Below are 24,313 nucleotides of genomic sequence, written 5' to 3'. Positions count from 1 at the left end.
AAAAGAGACAGGATGATACACAGCCTGGAGGATGGCCTTGGGCCGAAGTGCGAGGTTTTACCCAACAGCTCGCTCCTCGTGCTGCGCGTAGGGACGATCCAGTTTGATGTGGTTTTATCCCGCCTACCCTTTGACGCATTGCGCTACAATCAACCCTTGCGACCCAGGAGTACGCTGCAATGAGCGAACCGACGTTTGAGCAAAAACAGGATCATTACCACAAGATCCGTCGTTCCAATTACTTGGCAAGCCTGCGCCTGGAAGGGTTCGACACCCAACCGGCCGATGTCGACAAACCCCTGCCGACCCGCGAAGCCGTCCTCGCCAAGTACCGCAAAACTCCGCACTGATGCTCGACAAATACGGGGTGGGCCAGGATCCGTACTGCTACCCCGATAGCGGTGTCCTGCGCAACCGCCTCGATTTGCGCGATGAAATACTCCTGCATCAAGCCGAGCGCGAACTATCCGAAATTGCTGTAGGCAGCCTCCCACTCTATCCTCCGCCTTACGGCCTCGAACGACTGCAACACATCCACCGCACCCTGTTCGGCGATATCTACGACTGGGCCGGGGAGCTGCGCAGCGTCAACATCCAGAAAGGCGATACCCTGTTCTGCACGCCGGAACGCATTCCGCCGGAAGCGGCGAAAATCATTCGGCATATGGAACAAGGCAATTGGTATGTAGGCGCGACCCAGGCTGAACTGGTGCCGCTGATTGCCGAGGCTTATGGCGACCTCAACGTCATCCACCCCTTTCGTGAAGGCAATGGCCGCGCGCAGCGGATTTTGTTCGAACAGATCATTGTGAATGCCGGTTTTTCAGTGAATTGGTGGCTGGTGAAACAAGCGGCGTGGATACCGGCGAACATTGATGCGGTGGCGTGTGATTATCGGGGGCTTGAGGCGATTTTTGAGCGGTGTATCAGCGTACCTCGCTAAACAGCCTCTTGCCTGTATTGCACCATCCCACCCCACCCACCTATAGTTCGCCCCTCGCTGCACAATCAGCGATCGGGTTTGGTCACCCGATACAGAGTTCACATACGCACCTTCAGATGTCGTAGGCACTCCTGTGCCCACACGCTTCATGGCGGCTGTGTTTGGGACGCCTTCGGGCGTGCCGGGTGAATCTCTGCCGGTTGACCAACCTGGACACAGTCCGCCACCCATCGCTTGGTCACGATGATGGCGGTCCTCTAACTACACAGAGATTCAAATAAATGAACGCTATAAATCCGTCCGAAAATCGCTATCGCCTTCTGCGCACCAATTTCACCAACACCCACCCTCTCGTCATCGACACTGAAGCCACCGCCGAAGACATCCAGTCCGCCGCACACCAGCGCATCCGCGCTGCCACCGACTTACTGGAAACCTTCACCTGCCTTACCTACGAACACGCCGACCTCAAAGACATCTCCCACATCATCAATGCTCTTTACCTGCTGGTGCAGGATGGCTGTGATCTGCTGGAAGCATTGCAACATGTGCAACTGCAACCGACGGTCGATGAGCAACCACACCCAAGCCAGCCACTGAGCTAAACCCTGTAGGAGCTGGCTTGTCGAATCGTGGCACCGCGGCGATAGCGGTAAATCAGGCTATATCTCAGCGCCTGAAACACCCCCATAGCGGCCAAGCCCAGCTTCCACATTTGATAGATGTCGCTGAAAAAATCACTGTCAAACCGTAAATGCCGGAAACCTCTGTGAGAAACAGGCAAACACCGCGTAGCCCTATTCCCAAACTACTTAAAACACCTGCTAACCCCTCTACATAACGCCCCTTCCCATGACCGAAACTAGCGCCTTCTCAACTGTCCAGGCGAAAACCCGTGAACATCGAAAGGACTCAACACATCGGCCACTATGGCGTCACCTTCATAGTGATTCGCTTCACTGTTGTGCCTGAAAGTCGGCATGCCTTGGCTAACCTGTGCCTGCTTGAAGCAAAAACAGCTGCGCGACAAGTGCGCGATCAGATACGCAGCTTGTATGAGAAAATGTTGGCCCGAGATTTACCCTGCGAGATAGCAGTCGCGATTTCCCAGCCGCTGAGACGGAGCCAGGCCGACCGGTTAAACGATCAAAACGTGTTCATCAAACAAATAATTTCCGGTGCGATTAAAGCCCCGGGGATAGCTATATCAACGGTAACGGCTGGCTTAGTTGGCGATACGATTTCCGGCAAGCTTCGCAGGTATCACGCAGGTGACATCATCATCGGATTGGACGCAAATGTGAGAGGAGGAATCGGGCCTCAGCGGTCAACACTCTCAATGCATGTCTACTCAGACGAGTCTTGATCACATGGACCTTTACCTTCAATCCGCGATTTTTCTCCTTATCTATATGGTGGTGCATTACCAGATCACCGACCCCAAGCTTAGAAAGCGCTTCGCCATCACCTGTCTCACCACAGGTCTCACTTTGACGCTCCTGCTACCCTACATAGCGGTGATCCTTAGAATGCCATTCCTACCGGTCTTCATATTCTTGTTAGGGTTGCTACTCTTCATCACCCGAAACAAATTCCGCCGACAACGCAACCATCCCCCTCACCCACTTCTGCGTGCCCCCACCATGAACCTGGCCCCCAACTTCCCCGAAGACCCCGTCATGCAGCAGCTCCTGCAATTGCTGCACGAAGAAATCGGCCTGCCGAAGCACAAGACCCTTCGCCTTGAAACCTCGCTCAACTTCGACCTTGGCTGCGACCGCGCCGAGGCCAAGCAATTCATGGAAGCGCTGGAGCAGGACTTTGCCGTCGACCTGGGCGACTACGACGCTTATCGTTACTTCCAACCGCCGGTGTTCGATGTGTTCCTCAAACGCCGCGCCAAAGGCCGAGGCGATAAAGTGCCGCTGACCATTGGCATGCTCTACCTGGCCATCAAGACCCATAGCTGGGACACCCAGACTCTGGAAAACCTCAGTTGATCTGAACAACACTGAGGCTCACATGTGGGAGCGGGCTTGCTCGCGAAGGCGGTGTGTCAGGCAGAGTATTTCTCACTGATCCACCGCATTCGCGAGCAAGCCCGCTCCCACATTGGCGATGCGCTAACCTGGCGAATTGCCTACATACCAAGGACCGTACATGGACGTATTAATGGGCCTGCTGGCCGCCCTGCTCTGGGGTGGCACGGACTTTCTTGTGGGTCTCAATGCCCGGGCTGTCGGCGTTAAACGCGCGGTGTACTTCGGCCAAGCCCTCGGTTTCCTGATCATGACCTTGCTGCTGGTCATCTTCCCGGCCTACCTGTTCAAATCCCTGAATGCCCCGTTGAGCGTCTGGCTCCTGGGCATCGCGGCCGCGCTGCTCACCGTCTCGGGCGCCCTCGCGCTGTCCAAGGCTTTCGCCTTGGGCAAAGCGGCCATCGTCGCGCCGCTGGTGACGTCGTACGGCGTGGTCACGACGCTGCTGTCCTGGGCCAGCGGCGAACACATCAGCCTGGTCCAACTGGGCTGCATCGGCGTGTGCGTGGTGGGCGTGATCCTGTCCAGCATCCACAAGGACAACGGCGTCACGCACAACCACCCACGCCTGTCCATTGCCTACGCCATGCTCGCCGCCTTGCTGTACGGCAGCAGCTTCTGGCTGCAAGGTCGCTACACGCTGCCGGCACTGGGACCGATCACCATGTTGTGGCTGGGTTACCTGGTAGGCCTGTGCGTGTTGGTGGTGATGGTGCTGAAGATCAAAGATGGCCTGAAGATTCCACCGCTGAAAAACTGCGCGACATTGACCGGTGCGAGCTTGATGAACCTCGGGGGTTTCTCGGCATTTTCGTGGGGGGCGATGGCGGGGTCGGTTTCGGTTGTGACGGTGATCAGTACATTGTCGGGTGGGATTGCGGCGGTGCTGGGATTTGTGTTTTTCAAGGAACGGTTGTCGGCGGTGCAAGTGTTGGGCGTTGCATTAGTGCTGGCCGGCGCAGTGGTTTTGCACATCGCCGACTAACCTTTCGCGCATAAAAAAGCCGCCCACTAGGGGCGGCTTTTAACAGCTTGAACCTTACAACTTAGGCCCGGCCGCCTTGATCGCATCGCTCACTTCAAACTTCTTGAAGTTCTCGATGAACAGACCCGCCAGCGCTTTCGCCGCTTCGTCGTAGGCAGCCTTGTCAGCCCAGGTGTTACGTGGGTTCAACAGGCCAGTCTCAACGCCCGGTACGGCCAATGGCACGTCGAGGTTGATGGTGTCCAGGTGTTCGGTCTCAGCGCCGATCAACGCGCCGCTCTGGATCGCTGCGATCACGCCGCGAGTGGTCGGGATGTTGAAGCGTTTGCCGACGCCGTAGCCGCCGCCGGTCCAGCCGGTGTTGACCAGGTAGACCTTGGAGCCGAAGCCGCGCACGCGCTTGATCAGCAGCTCTGCGTACTCGCCGGCCGGGCGCGGGAAGAACGGCGCGCCGAAGCAGGTGGAGAAGGTCGACTTGATGCCGCTGCCCGAACCCATTTCGGTCGAGCCCACCAGCGCGGTGTAGCCGGACAGGAAGTGGTAAGCCGCTTGTTCTTCGCTGAGGATGGACACGGGCGGCAGTACGCCGGTCAGGTCGCAGGTCAGGAAGATCACCGCGTTTGGCTCACCGCCCAGGTTCTTCTCGGAACGCTTGGCAACGTGCTCCAGCGGGTAGGCGGCACGGCTGTTCTGGGTCAGGCTGACGTTGGTGTAGTCGGCGTGCTTGGCATCGTCGATCACCACGTTTTCGAGCACGGTGCCGTGCTTGATGGCTTTCCAGATAACCGGCTCGTTCTTCTCGGAGAGGTCGATGCACTTGGCATAGCAGCCGCCTTCGATGTTGAACACCACGCCTTCGCCCCAGCCGTGTTCGTCGTCACCGATCAGGTAACGGCTTTCGTCGGCGGACAGGGTGGTTTTACCGGTGCCCGACAGACCGAAGAACAGGGTCACGTCGCCTTCTTCGCCGATGTTGGCGGCGCAGTGCATAGGCAGCACGTCAGCAGCCGGCAGCAGGAAGTTCTGCACCGAGAACATGGCTTTTTTCATTTCACCGGCGTAACGCATGCCGGCGATCAGGACTTTTTTCTGGGCGAAGTTGAGGATCACGCAACCGTCGGAGTTAGTACCGTCACGCTCTGGCACACATTCGAAATTGGCCACGTTAAGCACTTGCCACTCATCACGGCCGGCCGGGTTGTACTGAGCCGGGTTGATGAACAGGCAACGACCGAACAGGTTCTGCCAGGCAGTCTGGGTGGTCATTTTCACGGGCAGGTAGTGGTCTTCTGCAGCCCCTACGTGAACGTGGGAAACGAAATGCTCTTGCGCGTTGTTGAACGCCTCGACGCGAGCCCACAGCGCATCGAACTTGTCGGCTGGGAACTTGCGGTTGATCGGGCCCCAGGCAATGGCGTCCTGGGTGGTGGGCTCTTCAACGATGAAGCGGTCGACCGGAGAACGGCCGGTACGGTGACCGGTTTCTACGACCAGCGCGCCGGTATCGGCAAGCACGCCTTCACCGCGCTGCAGGGCTTCTTTGACCAGATCGTCAACACTCAGATCGGTGTATACGGCGTTATTGGCTTGCGTCATGAGGTTCCCCGTCGGCCTATGGCCGAGTGCTCCAAACGTTTTGTAGTAGAAAGTTGCGCACTACTACCGCGAAAAAAGTGGGCCGGATTATGCCAGAAAAGCCCAAAAAGAGTAGGGCCCTCCCGTCAGAACTGCGCTAATCCGGCATTTGTCAGGTGATTTACCTGTGCTTAAACGTTTTAGTGGCGGGTGTCGGAAGGGGTGTCGATGCCTGCGCCGGCGAATAATTGGGCTACATCGGCGGCATCGAACAGGTAACGCTGATTGCAGAACTGGCAGTCGATCTCGATATTGCCACCGTGTTCCACCACCAGATTCTGCGCATCTTCCAGGCCCAGGCTGACCAGGGCATTCGCCGAACGCTCGCGCGAGCAGCTGCAACGGAAGCGCAGGCCCTGTTGGTCGAACAGGCGCACGGCCTCTTCGTGGTACAGGCGATGCAGAATGGTTTCGTTGTCCAGGCCCAGCAGCTCTTCAGCGGTCAGAGTGCCAGCCAGGGCGGTCAGCTTGCGCCAGCTGTCGGTGCGCTCGTCATCGTCCTTGATGCGGTCGGCCGGCAGTTGTTGCAGCAGCAGGCCACGGGCGCGCTTGCCGTCGGCATTCAGCCAGAACTTGGTACCCACCTGCTGAGACATCACGAAATAGTTGGTGAAGCAGTCCGACAGGGTTTCGCCGTCGAGATCGACGATGCCCTGGTAGCGCTGGCCTTCCGTCGGGTCGACGGTGATTGCCAGTACGCCGTTGGCCATCAGGTCAGACAGCGTGGCGTCCGGCGCGATCAGGTCGGCGTCGTAACGGGCCAGGCCGCGAATTTCGCGCTCGCTGGAGCACTCGATCATCAGCATCGGCACCGGGCCTTCGGAACGCGCCTGCAAAATCAGCAAACCGTCGAACTTCATGGTGCCCACCAGCAGCGATGCCGCCGCCATCAGCTCACCGAGCAACTGCGCAACCGGCTCCGGATAGGGATGCTTGGCGAGGACTTCGGCATAGCTGCGCTCCAGCGAGACCAGTTCGCCGCGGGCGTCGTTCTCGTCGAAGATGAAGCGTTGGGTGAAGTCGGTATCCGGTAGATCAGTCATAGGTCTGGGTATCTGAATTGATGACAAAATGATTACAAGGTTTATAAAATTAAACGCTTTAGCACCATCTTGGTGCGGCTTTCTCCTGGAAACGGAGAGCTAAATAGAGCGAAGAGGAACAGTTTATGAACAATCCGGGTTTGTTCCAAGCCAAGTGGAACCTCCGGCGATGGGCTCTGTGCAATCTACTCGCTATCGGACTGCTGTGTTTTTGGCTGTGGCCCACGGGCCAGATGCTGTGTGTGATTTTCGACGAATGGCTGTTTCACCTGCTCAATGACCCGCTGGCGAGTCATTCGACCTGGCTGCATGTGTGGGCCGTGGCCAGTCTGCGGCCATTTGACGCGGTGGTCGGCGTGATTTTGCTGACGCTGCTGATTCGCGGAGATTGGGTGTTCAAGGCGATTGAAGTGCGCCAGGCATTTTTCGGCTTTTTCGGGATTCTGCTGCTGTTGCTGTTCATCCGCATGCTGTTTTCCAAACTCGCGGCGCAGATGGGCTGGCAGCACAGCAGCCCGTCGATGGTGATCAGCGGGGCGATTCATATGAGTGACTACTTCCCTGGTCTGGAAAAAGCCTGGGAGTTGAAGGACCGTTCGAGCCAGAGCTTCCCCGGCGATCACGCGTCGGTATTGCTGATCTGGGGCATGTTCATGACGGTGTTTGCCAAGCGCATCGGCCAGGTGCTGGTGATCTGGGGCTTGGCCCTGTTGTTCATGATGCCGCGGCTGGTAGCCGGCGCGCACTGGGGGCAAGACGATTATATCGGCGGGGTATTGCTGGCCCTGTTGGCCTTGGGATGGGGGTATTACACGCCGTTTGCGGCGAAGGTGTCGAATGGGTTGCTGCGACTGACGGCGCCAATCTTCGGTTTGCTCGGTAAGCTGCCGGTGATCGGGCGATTGAGCGTCATACGCACTGCCGCCTGACGAAGTAGATGCATGTGAGAGCTGGCTTGCCTGCGATAGCGGTGGGTCAGTGACTGAAAGGCTGGCTGGTCTGACGCTATCGCAGGCAAGCCAGCTCCCACATTTGATCTCCATTGACCTGGAGATGTGCGCTGTCAATCATCATTACCACTGCCGCGAAACTTGAACAAATCGCGACGCTGCTTCTTGCTCGGCTTGCCATCGGTCGTCATACCGGTAGCCCCGGCCTTGCGCATGGCGGCCGCATTTTCGCGTTTGGCGATACTGGCCTCGGTTTCGGTGTACAACGCCTGCGCTTCGGGCGCGCCGCGGCGCACAACAGACAAGGCTTGCACCACGACGGTCTTCTCATCAAACCCTGCCCGAATCTGCAGCTCATCACCGACGCGCGGCTCCTTGCCCGGCTTGCAGCGTTCGCCGCGATGGTGCACTTTGCCGCTTTCGATAGCGGCTTTGGCCAGGGCACGGGTTTTAAAGAAGCGCGCTGCCCACAGCCACTTGTCCAAACGGACTTTTTCTTCCTCTTCCTGCTTTTGAGCCACTTGAATTCCTCGCTCTGAAAAATGTCGCAACTTTACCGTTGAAGCCCTTCGACGCATAAACCCCAACGCTCACCTAAGATACGCCAGGCACCACCCTGTTTTTGCGAGGATACGCCGTGACCGACTTCCCCATTTCACTCACCTCGCCAAACCAGCGTTGCGTGGGTTGCCAGCAAAGCGAACTCCTGGGTTTCGATTTCGCGTTCGCCTATCAGCCTATCGTAGATCTTCGAGACCATTCGATCTTCGCCCACGAAGCGTTGGTGCGAGGCCCGCAAGGCGAAGGCGCGCTGTCGGTGCTGGGCCAGGTCAACGCAAGCAACCGTTACCGCTTTGACCAGCGGTGTCGTACCCAAGCGATTGCCGGGGCCGCTGCCTTGGGTATGCAAACCCATCTTTCGATCAATTTCATGCCCAATGCCGTGTACCGGCCCGAGTTGTGTATTCGCAGCACCCTGGAGGCGGCCCGCGCGCACAACTTTCCGCTGAACCAGCTGATTTTTGAAACGCTGGAAAGCGAGCACGTAGATAACTATCGCCATTTGACCAATATTCTGCGTGAATACCGCGAATTCGGCTTCAAGACCGCCATCGACGATTTCGGTGCGGGCTATTCGGGGCTGAACCTGCTGGCCGATTTCCAACCTGACCTGATCAAACTCGACATGGCGCTGATTCGCGATGTCGACAAGGATCGTGTCCGTCAGGTAATCGTCCAGGGGATTGTCACAATCTGTGAGCAGTTGGGCGTTACTGTCATTGCCGAAGGTATCGAAAGTGCCGGCGAGCGCGACTTCCTGTCCGACTGCGGAATATTTCTGATGCAGGGTTACTGGTTCGCCAGGCCTGCATTCAAAGCCCTGGCCAAGGTTTCACCACAGGCCTGGGCGAACTGATCGGTTACCCATATTGAAGACATTTGACCATTTGACCGTTGTGGGTCTGCGTGAGTGGGTGGCACTTCCCGACTTGGGAGTGGCTGGCCTGCGCGCAAAGATCGACACCGGTGCCAGTACCTCGAGCCTGCACGCCACCGATATCGAGCCATTTGAGCGCGACGGTGAGAAGTGGGTGCGCTTTACCGCGCACCTGGGCAGCGTGGTGCAACTGCGTCACCGCCGCTGCGAGGCGCCGGTGGTGACAATGAAAACTATCAAGAGCTCTAACGGCCATGCGCAGGTGCGCTATGTGATCAGCACCACGCTCGCGCTGGGTGATCGGGTGTGGCGAGTGGAGTTCACTCTCGCCTGTCGCAAGGCCATGCGTTACCGCCTGTTGCTGGGTTCCAAGGCGCTGATTGACGGCCACTTGGTGGTCAGTCCAGGCGTCAAGTACGTTCAAGACAAGCCGGTGTTCCCGGTCTCTACTATTTCTGCCCCAGGTGCTGCATGAAGATTGCTGTGCTGTCGCGAAACCCGCGTCTGTATTCCACCCGCCGCCTGGTTGAGGCCGGCACCGAACGTGGCCACGAAATGGTGGTGATCGACACGTTGCGTGCCTATATGAACATTGCCAGCCACAAGCCGCAGATCCATTACCGGGGCAAACCGCTGGAAGGCTTTGATGCGGTGATCCCGCGCATCGGTGCCTCGGTGACGTTTTATGGCTGCGCGGTGTTGCGCCAGTTTGAAATGATGGGCGTATTCCCCCTCAATGAATCGGTAGCCATTGCCCGCTCGCGCGACAAACTGCGCTCATTGCAATTGCTCTCGCGGCGCGGTATCGGCCTGCCGGTGACCGGCTTTGCCCACTCCCCCGATGACATTCCCGACCTGATCGACATGGTCAACGGCGCGCCGCTGGTGATCAAGGTGCTGGAAGGCACCCAAGGCATCGGCGTGGTGCTGTGCGAAACCGCGACTGCTGCCGAATCGGTGATCGAGGCATTCATGGGCCTCAAGCAGAACATCATGGTGCAGGAATACATCAAGGAAGCCGGCGGTGCGGACATCCGCTGCTTCGTGGTGGGTGACAAGGTAATTGCGGCAATGAAACGCCAGGCCAAGCCGGGGGAATTCCGCTCCAACCTGCACCGTGGCGGCAGCGCCAGCCTGATCAAGATCACACCGGAAGAACGCATGACCGCGCTGCGGGCGGCCAAAGTGATGGGGCTGGCGGTAGCGGGTGTGGATATCCTGCGCTCCAACCACGGGCCACTGGTGATGGAAGTGAATTCATCGCCGGGCTTGGAAGGGATTGAAACCACCACCGGCAAGGATGTGGCGGGAATCATCATCCAGCATCTGGAAAAGAATGGTGGGCCAAATATGACGCGCACAAAGGGCAAGGGCTGATACGCGGCAAGCGTTGCCACCCTGCAACACCAATGTGGGAGCGGGCTTGCTCGCGAAGGCGGGGTGTCAGTCGATGTATCTATTGACTGGTCCACCGCATTCGCGGGCAAGCCCGCTCCCACATTTTTGATCTTTGTTGTTTGTTAGACAGCGTCCCTGGGCAGCATCAGCCCCAACGGCAAGCGCACCCGTGCTTCCAGGCCACCGTCCGGCCGGTTGCGCAGTTCAACATTGCCGCCGTGCATTGAAGCAATCCGCCGCACAATCGCCAATCCCAAGCCCGTGCCCTTGCCACCCCGGGCACGGTCACCACGGGTGAACGGGTTGAAGATGCCTTCCAGTTCCGCCGGGTCGATCCCCGTACCGCGGTCCATCACACTCAACACCACATAAGGCGCAGTACTGTCGCCGGACACATACGCCGCCACTTCCACATCGGAACCGGCATGGTGCAAGGCGTTGCCGATGAGGTTGTTGAGCAGGCGTTTCATCGACACCCGCCGCAAGGCAAACGGCTGAATCGGCTCCAGGCGCATGCGCACCTGTTCGCCGTTCTGGTTGTAGGGCGCCACCACCTCGCGCACCAGGTCCGTCAGGTCGACTTCCTCGACCACTTCGTCGCGGCCATCACGGATAAACGCCAGGAACTGATCGAGAATCGCGTCCATGTCTTCGATGTCACGCACCATGTCATCCGTGAGGTCGTTATGGTTGCCCATCAACTCCAGGGACAACCGCAACCGTGTCAACGGTGTACGCAGGTCGTGGGACACGCCCGCCAGCATCAGCTCGCGTTCGCGGCCGGCCTGTTCAACGTCTTCCGCCATCTGGTTGAAGGCGCCGTACACTTCGGTCATCTCACTGGGCGTATCGCTGACCGGCAGGCGCACACTGCGCCCCTGCCCCAGTTGGCGCGCGGCAAAGACCAGGCGTTTGAGTGGCTGGTTGAGCTGGCGCACGAAAATCCAGGCGGATGCCGTTGAAAGCAGGCCAATCGCCAGGAACCAGCCCAGCACGTTCCAGATCTTCTGTCCCCGCAACGGGTGCGGGTAAAGCGGCACTTTGATCCACGCGTCGCCCAGGCTCGGCGCCCTCACCCACAGCGCAGGCGAAACATGCATGCGCAATCGCACCTCGGTGTCGTCCCCCAGCTCAGCCTGCATCTGGCGCTGATAAATCTCGCTGTAGGGCCAATGCTGCTCGCCTTCAGGTACACCGGCGCCGTCGACTCTAATCAGCGTCGATGCCTTGGCCACCTTTTCACGGTTTTCGGGATCGACGGCCCAATAGGCACGAAGCGTCAGTGCGACGCCGTGGCTGTACTGCCGATCCACCAGCACGTCTTCGTTCATCAACAGATAAACCAGCGTCAGTGCCTTGGAAAACAGAACGACGATCAGCACCAGCCAAAGGGTGCGGGAAAAGAAACTTTGCGGGAACCACAACGGGGTTTTCATAGGAAACGGCTGGACACCTTGCAGAAACGAGCGGCGCTCGCAGAATTGCAGACGCCGGGCATCCCGTTGACTCTCATGGAGTCAAACGCCGGATGCCCGCGCCTGCAAATCATCGGTCACTTGGTTGCGGTGCCATCCGGCACGAACACATAACCCACACCCCACACCGTCTGGATATAGCGTGGCTTGGACGGGTCCGGCTCGATCATGCGGCGCAGACGGGAAATCTGCACGTCGATGGAGCGCTCCAAAGCATCCCACTCCCGGCCACGGGCCAGGTTCATCAGTTTGTCGCGCGTCAGCGGCTGGCGAGCGTTCATCACCAGGGCCTTTAGCACGGCGAACTCACCGGTGGTCAGCATGTGCACTTCTTCGCCACGCTTGAGCTCACGGGTGGCCAGCGACAGTTCATAGTCGCCAAAGGTGACGCTTTCGTCTTCGCTGCCTGGCGCGCCGGGGACCGGGGCTGCCTGACGGCGCAACACGGCTTTGACCCGGGCCATCAGCTCGTCCGGGTTGAACGGCTTGGCCAGGTAATCATCAGCGCCCAGCTCAAGGCCCTTGATGCGGCTCAGCTCATCGCCCTTGGCGGTAAGCATGATGATGGGAATCTGGTTGTTCGCACCGCGCAGGCGTTTGCAGGCGGTGAGGCCGTCTTCGCCGGGCAGCATCAGGTCGAGTACGACCAGATTGAACACTTCGCGCCCCAACAGGCGGTCCATCTGCTCGGTGTTCGGCACCGCGCGGGCACGGTAGCCCTTGGAGTTGAAAAAACGCTCCAGCAGGCTGCTCAGCCCCGGATCGTCATCAACGATGAGAATTTTTTCGCCTTCAGCAGTTTGTGCAGTGCTGCTCATTAGATGCTCCTCTTATCTCGGCGCGCATTATGGCGTAGCTGCCGTTATACGCACCGTGTGCATTGTTAGCAGATTTTTCCTCTACCGCCAGCGAACGCGCGCCCTGCAACCTTTGGCGCAATCCCCCCAGCTGCAGAACGCTGGTTATAATGCGCCGCCTTTGCGCTGAGCAATGTCAGACTTTACTGCTTGCTGCCTCGCTATTTTTTACCGCGACGGGCAGCAATTTTCCGATTTCGAGGGTCAACAGGCTGCCTTTTGACCCAGGTAGCGGCGCCAGTCGGGCCGCTCAACCAGCCTTGCAACGCCTTGTTTTCCGGGCCTGCGAGCTGCTTTCAGAATTTCAGGTGGTTTTATGGACAGCATCAACAGCCGCATCGCCGAGGAACTCGGCGTACGCCCACAACAGGTCGAAGCGGCCGTCGCTCTACTGGATGAAGGCTCCACGGTGCCCTTCATCGCCCGTTACCGTAAAGAAGTGACCGGCAGCCTCGACGACATCCAGCTGCGGCACCTGGAAGAGCGCTTGCGCTACCTGCGAGAACTCGACGAACGGCGCATCAGCATCCTCGCCAGCATCGAGGAACAAGGCAAGCTGACCCCGCAACTGGAACGCGACATCAAACTCGCCGACACCAAGACCCGCCTCGAAGACCTTTACCTGCCGTACAAACAGAAGCGCCGCACCAAGGGCCAGATCGCCCTGGAAGCCGGCCTGGGTGACCTGGCGGACGGCCTGTTCAACGACCCGTCGCTGACCCCGGAAACCGAAGCCGCGCGCTTCATCAACGCCGAAAAAGGCGTCGCCGACGTCAAGGCGGCCCTCGAAGGCGCCAAATACATCCTCATGGAGCGTTTTGCCGAAGACGCCAACTTGCTGGAAAAACTGCGTAACTACCTGAAACAGGAAGCCACCCTCAGCGCCCGCGTCATCGCCGGCAAAGAGGAGGAAGGCGCCAAGTTCCGCGACTATTTCGAGCACGACGAACCGCTCAAGAGCATGCCGTCGCACCGCGCACTGGCCATTTTCCGCGGCCGCAACGAAGGTATTCTCAGCTCCGCGCTGAAGGTCGGCGACGAGCTGCCGGGCACCATGCACCCGTGCGAAGGCATGATCGGTCAACAATTCGGCATCCAGAATCAGAGCCGTCCGGCGGACAAGTGGCTCGGTGAAGTCGTGCGCTGGACCTGGAAGGTCAAGCTTTACACCCACCTGGAAACCGACCTGCTCGGCGAGCTGCGCGACGGCGCCGAAACCGAAGCGATCAATGTTTTCGCCCACAACCTGCACGACCTGCTGCTGGCCGCGCCGGCCGGCCCGCGTGCGACCCTGGGCCTCGACCCGGGCCTGCGCACCGGCTGCAAAGTGGCCGTGGTCGACGCCACAGGCAAGCTGCTGGACCACGCCACCGTGTATCCGCACGTGCCGCACAACAAGTGGGACCAGACCCTCGCCATCCTGGCCGCGCTGTGCGCCAAGCACGCCGTGGACCTGATCGCCATCGGCAACGGCACCGCCAGCCGTGAAACCGACAAGCTGGCCGCCGAGCTGATCAAAAAATACCCAGCCATGAAAATGACCAAAGTCATGGTCTCCGAGGCCGGCGCGTCGGTGTACTCGGCGTCGGAACTGGCCTCCAAGGAATTCCCGGACCTCGACGTATCGATCCGTGGCGCCGTCTCCATTGCTCGCCGCCTGCAAGACCCGCTGGCCGAGCTGGTGAAGATCGACCCTAAATCCATCGGTGTGGGCCAGTACCAGCACGACGTGTCGCAGCTGAAACTGGCACGCGGTCTGGATGCGGTGGTGGAAGACTGCGTGAACAAGGTCGGCGTGGATGTGAACACTGCTTCGGTCGCGCTGCTGGCCCGTATTTCCGGCCTCAACTCCACGCTGGCGCAGAACATCGTCACCCACCGCGACGAAAACGGCGCGTTCAAAACCCGCGCTGCGCTGAAAAAAGTCGCACGCCTGGGCGAAAAAACCTTTGAACAGGCCGCCGGCTTCCTACGCGTAATGAACGGCGACAACCCGCTGGACGCTTCGGCGGTTCACCCGGAAGCCTACCCGCTGGTACAGCGCATTGCTGCCGAGACCGACCGCGACATTCGCTCGCTGATCGGCGACGCCGCGTTCCTCAAGCGCCTGGACCCAAAAAAGTACACCGACGAAACCTTCGGCGTGCCGACCATCACCGACATCCTGCAAGAGCTGGAAAAACCTGGCCGTGACCCGCGTCCCGAGTTCAAGACCGCCGAGTTCCAGGACGGCGTCGAAGACCTCAAGGACCTGCAACTGGGCATGATCCTCGAAGGCGTGGTCACCAACGTGACCAACTTCGGCGCGTTTGTGGACATCGGCGTGCATCAGGACGGTTTGGTGCATATCTCCGCGCTTTCGGAGAAGTTCATCAAAGACCCTCGCGAAGCGGTGAAAGCCGGTGATGTGGTCAAGGTCAAGGTCATGGAAGTCGACATTCCACGCAAACGCGTTGGCTTGTCGATGCGCATGAGCGACACCCCCGGCGAGAAAATCGACGGAGCCCGTGGCGCCCGCCCAGGTTCGGCGCCACGCCAGTCGCAGAACAACGCACCGCGCAAAGAAACCGCCACCGCAGCGCCTAGCAACAACGCCATGGCGTCGCTGTTCGCCAATGCCAAACAGTTGAAGAAACGCTGATGGAAATCCCGGCCGGTTTGACCCAGAGCGCGTTCAGCGAGCTGATCGGCTGTCGCCTGCAACGCCTGGACGAGGGCGTTGCCGAGGTGGCCCTGACCCTGGAGCCGCAGCTGCGCAACCGTGCAGGCAAGCTCCACGGCGGGGCGATTTTCAGCCTGGTGGACATCACCATGGGGCTGGCCTGTTCCAGCTCCCATGGCTTCGACCAGCAGAGCGCGACCATCGAGTGCAAAATCAACTATATCCGTGCCGTGTCCGACGGCGACGTGCTGTGCACCAGCCGTGTTATCCACGCAGGTCGGCGCACGTTGGTGGTTGAAGCAGAGGTGTATCAGGACGACAAACTGGTCGCAAAAGCACAAGGCACATTCGCTGTCCTATAGCTCCCCGCCCTCGATTTGAGTTAATTTCGGCGCTGCGACAACAGCGTCGGAATTTTCTTGCTGCGCTATAGCCCAATTCATGGAGTGAAGTAGGCTTTTTCAAAGCGGGTCAAATTGACTCAAAACCAGGCGATAACGCCAGTTTTAACTTCACCCTTGTAGACCGTCCTGCCCACCCCCATATTGGGGCGACTGACGCGTGAAGGAATCCAACTTGAGCGAACTTCTCAACCGCCGCCTGGCCCTGCTCGGCAAGCGCGAACACCTCTCCCTGCTAGAGCAATGCTTGCACGGCATCGAGCGCGAATGCCTACGCGTCACGGGTGAGGGTCGCCTGGCACAAACGCCGCACCCCGAAGCCCTGGGCGCCGCGTTGACCAACGAATTGATCACCACCGACTACTCGGAATCGCTGCTGGAGTTCATCACCCCAGCCCTGCCCAACCCGGCCGATACCCTGAGCAGCCTGGACAAGATCCATCGCTTTGCCTACAGCAAACTCGGCAACGAGTACCTGTGGAGCCCGTCGATGCCGTGCCCGTTGCCGGCCGAGGAAGATATTCCGATTGCCTACTACGGCACCTCCAATATCGGCCAGCTCAAATACGTTTACCGCAAGGGCCTGGCCCTGCGTTACGGCAAGACCATGCAGTGCATCGCCGGCATTCACTACAACTTTTCCCTGCCGGAGCAGTTGTGGCCATTGCTCAAGGAGACTGAAGGTTTCGTCGGCACCGACCGCGACTACCAGTCCACGGCCTACATTGCATTGATCCGTAATTTCCGTCGCTACAGCTGGCTGCTGATGTACCTGTTCGGTGCCTCGCCGGCCTTGGACGCAGGGTTCCTGCGCGGTCGCTCGCACCAGTTGGAGGTGCTGGACGCCGACACGCTGTACCTGCCGTACGCCACCAGCTTGCGCATGAGCGACCTGGGTTACCAGAGCAACGCCCAGGCCGGCCTCACGCCGTGCTACAACGACCTGGCCAGCTACACCGACAGCCTGCGCGAAGCGGTGGCAACGCCCTACGCGCCCTACGTCGAAGTCGGCACCCATAAGGACGGTGAGTGGGTTCAGCTCAACACCAACATCCTGCAGATCGAAAACGAGTACTACTCCAACATTCGCCCCAAGCGCGTGACCTACACCGGCGAGCGCCCCATCCAGGCGCTGGTGGCCCGTGGCATCCAGTACATCGAAGTGCGTTGCCTGGACATCAACCCGTTCCTGCCGATGGGTATCGACCTGCCGGAGTCGCGCTTCCTCGATGCGTTCCTGCTGTATTGCGCACTGAACGACAGCCCGCTGTTCGCCAACAACGAGTGCGGCAATGCCACCTCCAACTTCCTCAGCGTGGTCAAGGAAGGTCGCCGTCCGGGCCTGCAATTGCAGCGTCAGGGCCAGCCTGTGGACATGAAGGAATGGGCCACCGAGCTGCTGGAGCAGATTGCGCCGTTGGCGGCGTTGCTGGATCAGAGCCATGGCATTACCGAGCACAGCGAGGCGCTGGACGCTCAGCTGGCGAAGGTCAAGGATCCGTCCCTGACGCCGTCGGCCCTAGTGTTGGCGGCGATGGCCGAGCGCAAGGAAAGCTTTGCGCAATTCTCCCTGCACCAGAGCGAGGTGCACGCCGAGCATTTCCGTAAAGAGCCGCTGCCAGCCGACGAGCAGGCGCGTTTTGAAGAACTGGCGCGCACGTCGCTGGCGCAACAGGCGGAACTGGAGCAGAACGAGGTCGGCGACTTTGATGTGTTCGTCGGGTCGTACCAGGCGAGCATCCTGGCGATCAGTAACTAACTGAAGCCGAACCCGGCTCAACATGTGGGGGGGCTTGTCCCCGATAGCAGAGTGTCAGTCACCCATCAGTGATTGATCTACCGCCATCGGGGGCAAGCCCCCTCCCACATTTGCCCTCGTCTGATTGAATACCTGCGGTCACTCTTCTTCTAATAAGCTAATTCGAAAACGTTATTTATTTTCGAGTTCTTAGATCATTTAGTCTCCTCACACGCCGACCCTCGGCCGCCTGATTGAGGAGCTTCCCCTTGAAACTGCCCACCCCTCTGCGCCTCTTGGCTGCATTGTCCCTGGCCGGTGCCAGCCTGTTTGCCCAGGCGGCAGATGTCACCATCGCTTATCAAACCACCGTGGACCCGGCGAAAGTCGCCCAGGCCGACGGCGCGTACGAAAAAGCCACCAATGCCAAGATCGACTGGCGCAAATTCGACAATGGCGCCGACATCATCGCCGCCATCGCCTCCGGCGACGTGCAGATCGGCTACCTGGGTTCCAGCCCGCTGACCGCTGCTGTTACCCGCAAAGTCCCAGTGGAAACCTTCCTCGTCGCCACCCAGATCGGCGGCGCCGAAGCCTTGGTGGCGCGCAATGGTTCGGGGATCAACAGCCCGCAGGACCTGATCGGCAAAAAGATCGCCGTGCCGTTCGTGTCCACCGGCCACTACAGCCTGTTGGCCGCGCTGAAGCACTGGAACATCGACCCTTCGAAAGTGACCATCCTCAACCTCGCGCCACCGGCCATCATCGCCGCCTGGAAGCGCGGCGACATCGACGCCACCTACGTGTGGGACCCCGCCCTGGGCGTGGCCAAGGAAAACGGCAAGGTGCTGATCACCTCCGGCGAACTGGCCAAGTTCGGCGCGCCGACTTTCGATGCGTGGATCGTGCGCAAAGACTTCGCCGAGAAGCACCCGGAAATCGTCACCGCTTTCGCCAAAGTCACGCTGGACGCCTACGCCGCATACCGCAAAGACCCACAAGCGTGGCTCGCCGACACAGGCAACGTCGACAAGCTTGTCAAGCTTTCCGGCGCCAAGGCCACTGATATCCCGCTGCTGCTGCAAGGCAACGTCTACCCGCTGGCCGCTGATCAGGTGACCCTGCTGGGCGCCCCGACCACCAAGGCTGTGACCGACACCGCCGCGTTTCTCAAGGAGCAAGGCAAGGTCGACGCCGTGCTGCCGGACTACGCCCCTTACGTCAGCGCCAAGTTCATCACTCACTGATTCAAGGAGTTCATTGCGATGGCCTTGCTACAACTGGAGCGCATCAGCGCACAGTACCCAGGCGCCACAGAACCGGTACTGTCTGATATTTCACTGGACCTTGGGCCCCAGCAATTGCTGGTGGCCCTCGGCCCGTCCGGCAGTGGCAAGACCTCGCTGTTGAACCTGATTGCCGGTTTCGTCGAACCCTCTGCCGGGCGCATCACCCTCGACGGCGTGCCGATCAAAGGCCCCAGCGCCGAGCGCGGCGTGGTGTTCCAGGACGACGCCTTGCTGCCCTGGCAGGACGTGTTGGCCAACGTCGGTTTCGGCCTTGAACTGGCCGGCGTGCCCAAGGCCCAGCGCGAAATCCGCGCCCGGGAAATGCTCGCCCTGGTCGACCTGGCAGGCTTCGACAGCCGCCGTATCTGGCAACTGTCCGGCGGCCAAAAGCAACGCGTGGGCCTGGCCCGCGCGCTGGCGGCCGACCCGCGTGTGCTGCTGATGGACGAACCCTTCGGCGCCCTCGATGCCTTCACCCGCGAACAGATGCAGGAATTGCTCCTGCAAGTCTGGCGGCGCACAGCCAAGCCGGTGTTCCTGATCACCCATGACATCGAAGAGGCGGTGTTCCTCGCCACCGATTTGATCCTGTTGGCGCCCAACCCGGGCCAGATCGTTGAGCGCTTGCACCTGGACTTCGGCCAGCGCTACGCCGCCGGTGAATCGGCACGTGCGATCAAGTCCGACCCGCGCTTTATCGAAACCCGCGAGCACGTGCTGGGCAAAGTGTTCTCGCAACGGCAGGTGTCCGCATGAGCAGTTACGAACTCCCCGCCACCGCCACCAAGCCGGTGGCTCACGCCGTTATTCCGGTGCGTCGCAGCCTGAGCACACGGTGGATCAGCGTGCTCACTTTGTTTGCCTTGTTGGCACTCTGGTGGGCGGTGACTGCCACCGGTTTGATCGAACCGCTGTTCCTGCCGCCACCGTCCGCCGTGCTGCAAAAAGGCTGGCTGCTGGCGACCACTGGCTACATGGATTCCACCTTGTGGCAGCACTTGGGCGCGAGCCTGCAGCGCATCGGCCTGGGTCTGGGTTTTGCGGTGCTGACCGCCGTGCCGGTGGGCATTGCCATCGGTGCCAACCGTATTGCGCGCGGCATTCTCGACCCGCTGATTGAATTTTACCGGCCGATTCCACCGCTGGCTTATCTGCCGCTGATCGTGATCTGGTGCGGCATCGGCGAGTTGTCCAAGGTGCTGCTGATTTACCTCGCGATCTTCGCGCCTATCGCCATCGCCACCGCGACCGGCGTGCGCACCGTCGACCCGGCCAAGCTGCGGGCCGCACAGTCGTTGGGCGCCACCCGTGCCCAATTGATTCGCCACGTGATCCTGCCGAGCGCCCTGCCCGAGATCCTCACCGGTGTGCGTATCGGCCTGGGCGTAGGCTGGTCGACCTTGGTTGCGGCCGAGTTGATCGCCGCCACCAGCGGCCTGGGTTTTATGGTGCAGTCGGCGGCGCAGTTCCTGGTCACCGATGTGGTGGTGCTGGGGATTCTGGTGATCGCCCTGATCGCCTTCGCCATGGAAATGGGCCTGCGTGCCCTGCAGCGTAAATGGGTGCCCTGGCATGGCCAGGCACATTGAGTGAGAAGAGCATGAGCAGCCTGACCGTTACGCCATTAAGCACCGCCCTGGGCGCCCAGATCAGTGGCGTCGATATCACCCAGCCGCTGAACCTGGAACAGCGCGACGCCATCGAGCAGGCGTTGCTCACCCACTCGGTGCTGTTCTTCCGTGGACAAGCCGTCACCCCACAGCAACAGGCGCGGTTCGCGGCAAATTTTGGCGACCTGCACATTCACCCGATTTACCCCAACGTGCCGGAGCAGCCCGAAGTGCTGATCCTGGATACCGCCGTGACCGACGTGCGTGACAATGCCGTATGGCACACCGACGTGACCTTCCTGCCCACGCCGGCCCTCGGCGCGGTGCTCAGCGCCAAGCTGCTGCCGGCGTTTGGTGGCGACACGTTGTGGGCCAGTGGCATTGCGGCGTATGAGGCGCTGTCGGCGCCGTTCAAGCGCTTGCTCGATGGCCTGACCGCCACACACGACTTCACCAAATCCTTCCCGCTGGAGCGTTTTGGCAACACCGCCGAAGACCTGGCGCGCTGGGAAGAAACCCGCAAGAAAAACCCGCCGCTGTCGCACCCGGTAGTGCGCACGCACCCGGTGAGTGGGCGCAAGTCGCTGTTTGTCAGTGATGGGTTTACCACCAAGATCAATGAGCTGGAGCCGGCCGAAAGCGAAGCGATTCTCAAGCTGTTGTTTGCTCATGCGACACGGCCAGAGTTCACCATCCGCTGGCGCTGGCAGGAGAATGACGTAGCGTTCTGGGACAACCGCGTGACCCAGCATTACGCGGTCGATGACTACCGGCCACAACGGCGGGTGATGCACCGCGCAACGATTCTGGGCGACGCGCCCTTTTAAGCCAGGCACCACATTCATCGACTGACCCACCGCCATCGCGGGCAAGCCCGGCTCCCACAGTGATCAAGTCGTGGCGAATAAATTTGCCACGCTGAAGAGCAAAAATGTGGGAGGGGACTTGCCCCCGATAGCGCTGGGTCAGTCAACTTGTCACCTGGCTGACACCGTCATCGGGGGCAAGCCCCCTCCCACATTGACCCGGTGCTATCAGGTTATTCAGCGGTCGATGACTACCGGCCGCAGCGGCGAGTCGATTCTTGGGGTTTTGCCGTTCTAGCCGCCACACTGCACATCAAATGTGGGGGGGGGCTTGCCCCCGATAGCGCTGGGTCAGTCAACTGGTCACCTGGCTGACACCGCCATCGGGGGCAAGCCCCCTCCCACACTGACCCGGTGCTATCAGGTTATTCAGCGGTCGATGGTTTTTCCCACAGGTTGATCCCGCCTTCCTGGGCAAACCGATCGATTTCCGCCAGTTCCTCGACACTGAAGCTCAAGTTCTGCAGCGCCCCGACGTTTTCAATGATCTGCTCCGGCCGGCTTGCGCCGATCAGCGCACTGGTCACCCGTGGGTCACGCAGGGTCCAGGCCAGCGCCAGTTGCGCCAGGCTCTGGCCGCGACGCTTGGCGATTTCATTCAGCGCGCGCACGTGGGCGATGTTGGCTTCGGACAAGTGCTTGGCCTGCAGCGAACCACCCCCTGGACGATTAACCCGCGCATCCGCCGGCACGCCGTTGAGGTACTTGTCGGTGAGCAAACCCTGGGCCAGCGGCGTGAACGCAATCACCCCGGCACCGAGTTCTTCGGTGGTGTCCAGCAGGTCTTTTTCCACCCAGCGGTTGAGCAGGTTGTAGGCCGGTTGGTGGATCAGCAACGGCACTTTCCATTCCTGGAGCAGCGCAGCCATCTCGCGGGTTTTCACGCCGGAATAAGACGAGATACCGATGTACAGCGCCTTGCCCTGTTGCACGGCAGTGGCGAGGGCGCTGGCGGTTTCTTCCAGCGGCGTGTCGGCATCAAAACGGTGGGAGTAAAAAATATCCACGTAGTCGACGCCCAGGCGTTGCAGGCTCTGGTCCAGGCTCGCCAATACGTATTTGCGCGAACCGCCGCCCTGGCCGTAAGGGCCGGGCCACATGTCCCAGCCGGCTTTGCTGGAGATGATCAGCTCGTCGCGATAGTGCTTGAAGTCTTCGCGCAGCAAACGGCCGAAGTTGATCTCGGCGCTGCCGTAGGGCGGGCCGTAATTGTTGGCCAGGTCGAAGTGGTTGATGCCCAGGTCGAACGCGGTGCGCAGCAACGCGCGCTGGGTGTCGATCGGGGTGCTGTCGCCAAAGTTGTGCCACAGCCCCAGGGACAGTGCAGGCAGCACCAATCCACTGCGGCCTACGCGGCGATAAGGGATAGATTCATAGCGGTTTTCGGCAGCAATGTACGTCATCGAATCCTCTCTGGGCTTAGGGGCAAATAAGGCCTGGGAATAAGGTTATTCCCAGGCCTTTTAAGCCGCTGAATCGCTTAACTATGCCCGTCTCTTTTACAGCAATTTCCTACCAAAGTGGAACGACGTAGCTGACATAGAATCGGTTTTCATCTTGCACAGTGGCACCGGTAATGTCAGGGCTGGCGTGGGCATTTTTCCAGGTTACGCCCAGGCCCTTGAGGGTGCCGGTGGGTACTTGGTAGGCCACCGCGATGTTGCGTTCCCATTCGCTGCTGTCGCCCTGCGCAGTGCGGATGTCATCGCCGTGGGCATAGGCGGCAGAGAATGTCAGGCCGGTGAGGCCCAGCTTGCCGAAGTCATATTTGTACTGCGCCAGCCAGGTACGCTCGCCGGCGTGCTGGAATTTGTTCAGCTGCATGTTGGTCAGCGCTGGCGTGTCCGCACCTGAACCTGGGCCCTGGCGTGCGTCACCACTGTTCAGACCCGAATCCAGGTACGGGAAGTCGCTGTCGCCGCTGTTTTTCTGGATACCGAGGCCCACGGTATGGCCGTCCAGGCTGTAGCTCTCCAGCAAGCTGGCGGTGGTTTGGTTGATGCGGCCTTTGCTGGTGCCGTCACCGTAGAGGCCGGCCCCGGCGAAGTCTTTGTCGCCATCGGCGTTGGCGCCCACACTCAGGCTGCGGAACACGCGCACGTCGGTGTCGAATGCACCCACGGCCACCGCGTCATGACGTTTGGCACCGAGGAAGAACTGCTGGTAGTAATCCTCAAGGTTGGAATACCACAGGCTGACGGTGGTGTTCTGAATGCCGGTGTAGTCCGCACCGCCGAACAGGAAGCGGTCGCTTTCTTTGGTGCCACCGGCGGTGATCATGCCTTGGTCGCCGGTTTCGTTGCGGATCTTGGTCTTGAAGATATCGCCGCCGGTGAAGGTGAAATCGCTAAGGTCCTTGGACACCAGCTGCACGCCGGTATTGGTCTGCTGGTACAGGCGCCCGTCGGTGTTGGCCAGCACCGGGTTGTTGCCGTACAGCGTGCCCACGCGCAGCTCATCCTTGGCAAAGCGCATCTTGAACGTGGGGCTCAGCACGCCAAACTGGTCGGCGGATTTGCCGTCGTCCAACGGGAACATGCTGCCGGGGTAGCGGCCCTGGTGATCCTTGTCATTGAGGTCACCACCGGAATCCAGTTTCAAGCCATAGAAGGCCTGCAGATCAAGGCCAAAACCAACCGGCCCATCGGTGTAGCCCGACTTGAAGTTGAACTCGAAACCCTGGCCCCAATCACGAATGCTGTGGGCCTTGGCGTTGCTGTTCACCACATCACGCCCTTGCTGGTTGAGGTAGCGGTTGAGCAAGGTCACATCGGCGTGGCTGTCGTCGATAAAATCGGCGTGGGCGGACAGCATAAAGCTCGCCATGGCGACACCCACCACGGGGCTTATTAACGCCTTCATTGTTACCGGTCTCCGTCACTGTTCTGAAATGAAAGCGTCAAACGCTTCACACAATTACGCAGTGGCCAGATGACAGTTGCGCGTCAAAGCGCGGCTTCAACGAATGAAATTAAATTTAAGAA

At 59.9% G+C, this 24,313-nt stretch carries 24 protein-coding genes; 17 read left to right on the top strand and 7 right to left on the bottom strand.

All coding sequences use genetic code 11. The features are described from left to right. Positions 1-179 precede the first annotated feature (179 nt). The 6 genes from AB5I78_RS01330 to AB5I78_RS01305 all read left to right on the top strand — a co-directional run bounded on the left by AB5I78_RS01330 (position 180) and on the right by AB5I78_RS01305 (position 3,967). Positions 180-350: a YhfG family protein gene (locus tag AB5I78_RS01330; RefSeq protein WP_096236773.1), complete on the top strand. Its 171-nt coding sequence runs from the start codon at positions 180-182 to the stop codon at positions 348-350. After that, positions 350-943: a putative adenosine monophosphate-protein transferase Fic gene (locus AB5I78_RS01325; RefSeq protein WP_145159814.1), complete on the top strand. Its 594-nt coding sequence runs from the start codon at positions 350-352 to the stop codon at positions 941-943. Before AB5I78_RS01330 ends, AB5I78_RS01325 begins: the two co-directional genes overlap by 1 nt. Positions 944-1,224: 281 nt before the next feature. Continuing rightward, a complete protein-coding gene (locus tag AB5I78_RS01320) occupies positions 1,225-1,548 on the top strand; it encodes a hypothetical protein (protein WP_369301776.1) in 324 nt (107 codons plus the stop codon). 290 nt (positions 1,549-1,838) lie between these two features. Then, on the top strand, positions 1,839-2,309 hold the full coding sequence (locus AB5I78_RS01315) for a hypothetical protein (RefSeq protein WP_369301777.1): 471 nt from the start codon (positions 1,839-1,841) through the stop codon (positions 2,307-2,309). A 277-nt stretch (positions 2,310-2,586) separates the two neighbouring features. Beyond that, complete coding sequence (locus tag AB5I78_RS01310) at positions 2,587-2,943, top strand: DUF1493 family protein (protein ID WP_145159808.1); 357 nt, start codon at positions 2,587-2,589, stop codon at positions 2,941-2,943. A 160-nt stretch (positions 2,944-3,103) separates the two neighbouring features. Next, complete coding sequence (locus AB5I78_RS01305; RefSeq protein ID WP_369301778.1) at positions 3,104-3,967, top strand: DMT family transporter; 864 nt, start codon at positions 3,104-3,106, stop codon at positions 3,965-3,967. Between the two features lie 54 nt (positions 3,968-4,021). Here AB5I78_RS01305 and AB5I78_RS01300 read toward each other — a convergent pair whose 3' ends face one another. Together AB5I78_RS01300 and hslO are read right to left on the bottom strand one after the other, a co-directional pair. Beyond that, a complete protein-coding gene (locus AB5I78_RS01300) occupies positions 4,022-5,563 on the bottom strand; it encodes a phosphoenolpyruvate carboxykinase (protein WP_145159806.1) in 1,542 nt (513 codons plus the stop codon). A gap of 179 nt (positions 5,564-5,742) precedes the next feature. After that, positions 5,743-6,645 (bottom strand): Hsp33 family molecular chaperone HslO, encoded by a 903-nt coding sequence (gene hslO, locus AB5I78_RS01295; RefSeq protein WP_145159804.1) that lies wholly within the window; start codon positions 6,643-6,645, stop codon positions 5,743-5,745. A gap of 125 nt (positions 6,646-6,770) precedes the next feature. On the opposite strand from hslO, the gene AB5I78_RS01290 reads away from it, so the two are divergent. Beyond that, positions 6,771-7,574 carry a phosphatase PAP2 family protein gene (locus AB5I78_RS01290; protein ID WP_369301779.1) on the top strand — a complete coding sequence of 268 codons (804 nt, stop codon included), beginning with the start codon at positions 6,771-6,773 and terminating at the stop codon, positions 7,572-7,574. A 134-nt stretch (positions 7,575-7,708) separates the two neighbouring features. Here AB5I78_RS01290 and AB5I78_RS01285 read toward each other — a convergent pair whose 3' ends face one another. Then, the gene (locus tag AB5I78_RS01285) at positions 7,709-8,116 is read right to left on the bottom strand and encodes an RNA-binding S4 domain-containing protein (RefSeq protein ID WP_053255749.1); all 408 of its coding nucleotides are present in this window, start codon (positions 8,114-8,116) and stop codon (positions 7,709-7,711) included. Positions 8,117-8,232: 116 nt separating this feature from the next. On the opposite strand from AB5I78_RS01285, the gene AB5I78_RS01280 reads away from it, so the two are divergent. The 3 genes from AB5I78_RS01280 to rimK are packed head-to-tail and all read left to right on the top strand — an operon-like array spanning position 8,233 to position 10,410. Next, positions 8,233-9,012, top strand: coding sequence for an EAL domain-containing protein (locus AB5I78_RS01280; RefSeq protein WP_369301780.1), 780 nt, complete (start codon positions 8,233-8,235; stop codon positions 9,010-9,012). Between the two features lie 31 nt (positions 9,013-9,043). Beyond that, complete coding sequence (locus AB5I78_RS01275; protein WP_370004704.1) at positions 9,044-9,508, top strand: ATP-dependent zinc protease; 465 nt, start codon at positions 9,044-9,046, stop codon at positions 9,506-9,508. After that, positions 9,505-10,410 carry a 30S ribosomal protein S6--L-glutamate ligase gene (gene rimK, locus AB5I78_RS01270; protein ID WP_025855543.1) on the top strand — a complete coding sequence of 302 codons (906 nt, stop codon included), beginning with the start codon at positions 9,505-9,507 and terminating at the stop codon, positions 10,408-10,410. Before AB5I78_RS01275 ends, rimK begins: the two co-directional genes overlap by 4 nt. A 143-nt stretch (positions 10,411-10,553) precedes the next feature. Here the strand turns inward: rimK and AB5I78_RS01265 are convergent, their stop codons facing one another. Next, positions 10,554-11,867, bottom strand: a complete 1,314-nt coding sequence (locus AB5I78_RS01265) for an ATP-binding protein (protein WP_145159800.1) — start codon at positions 11,865-11,867, stop codon at positions 10,554-10,556. Positions 11,868-11,983: 116 nt separating this feature from the next. Beyond that, on the bottom strand, positions 11,984-12,724 hold the full coding sequence (ompR, locus tag AB5I78_RS01260; protein ID WP_053255745.1) for a two-component system response regulator OmpR: 741 nt from the start codon (positions 12,722-12,724) through the stop codon (positions 11,984-11,986). A 355-nt stretch (positions 12,725-13,079) separates the two neighbouring features. Between ompR and AB5I78_RS01255 the strand changes: the two genes are divergently transcribed. From AB5I78_RS01255 to tauD, 7 genes are all read left to right on the top strand, one after another. Beyond that, entirely contained in the window at positions 13,080-15,404 is a 2,325-nt protein-coding gene (locus tag AB5I78_RS01255) for a Tex family protein (protein ID WP_369301781.1), read from the top strand. Next, a complete protein-coding gene (locus AB5I78_RS01250) occupies positions 15,404-15,787 on the top strand; it encodes a PaaI family thioesterase (RefSeq protein WP_145159798.1) in 384 nt (127 codons plus the stop codon). The genes AB5I78_RS01255 and AB5I78_RS01250 overlap by 1 nt, the downstream gene beginning before the upstream one ends. Positions 15,788-16,001: 214 nt before the next feature. Then, positions 16,002-17,585 (top strand): glutamate--cysteine ligase, encoded by a 1,584-nt coding sequence (gshA, locus tag AB5I78_RS01245; RefSeq protein WP_145159796.1) that lies wholly within the window; start codon positions 16,002-16,004, stop codon positions 17,583-17,585. A 248-nt stretch (positions 17,586-17,833) separates the two neighbouring features. Further along, positions 17,834-18,811 (top strand): taurine ABC transporter substrate-binding protein, encoded by a 978-nt coding sequence (gene tauA / locus AB5I78_RS01240; RefSeq protein WP_369301782.1) that lies wholly within the window; start codon positions 17,834-17,836, stop codon positions 18,809-18,811. A gap of 18 nt (positions 18,812-18,829) precedes the next feature. Then, entirely contained in the window at positions 18,830-19,609 is a 780-nt protein-coding gene (gene tauB / locus AB5I78_RS01235) for a taurine ABC transporter ATP-binding subunit (protein ID WP_369301783.1), read from the top strand. Continuing rightward, on the top strand, positions 19,606-20,442 hold the full coding sequence (gene tauC / locus AB5I78_RS01230) for a taurine ABC transporter permease TauC (protein WP_369301784.1): 837 nt from the start codon (positions 19,606-19,608) through the stop codon (positions 20,440-20,442). The genes tauB and tauC overlap by 4 nt, the downstream gene beginning before the upstream one ends. A gap of 11 nt (positions 20,443-20,453) precedes the next feature. Beyond that, positions 20,454-21,290: a taurine dioxygenase gene (tauD, locus tag AB5I78_RS01225; protein ID WP_369301785.1), complete on the top strand. Its 837-nt coding sequence runs from the start codon at positions 20,454-20,456 to the stop codon at positions 21,288-21,290. Between the two features lie 404 nt (positions 21,291-21,694). Here the strand turns inward: tauD and mgrA are convergent, their stop codons facing one another. Then, positions 21,695-22,732, bottom strand: a complete 1,038-nt coding sequence (mgrA, locus tag AB5I78_RS01220) for an L-glyceraldehyde 3-phosphate reductase (RefSeq protein WP_369301786.1) — start codon at positions 22,730-22,732, stop codon at positions 21,695-21,697. Positions 22,733-22,841: 109 nt separating this feature from the next. Further along, positions 22,842-24,191 (bottom strand): OprD family outer membrane porin, encoded by a 1,350-nt coding sequence (locus tag AB5I78_RS01215; protein WP_369301787.1) that lies wholly within the window; start codon positions 24,189-24,191, stop codon positions 22,842-22,844. Positions 24,192-24,313: the final 122 nt, after the last annotated feature.

The sequence above is a fragment of the Pseudomonas sp. N2-3-1-14 genome, assembly GCF_041228395.1.
Taxonomy (GTDB): domain Bacteria; phylum Pseudomonadota; class Gammaproteobacteria; order Pseudomonadales; family Pseudomonadaceae; genus Aquipseudomonas.
The sequence above is the reverse complement of the archived record's forward strand: the minus strand, read 5'-3'. Positions and strand labels throughout refer to the sequence as shown.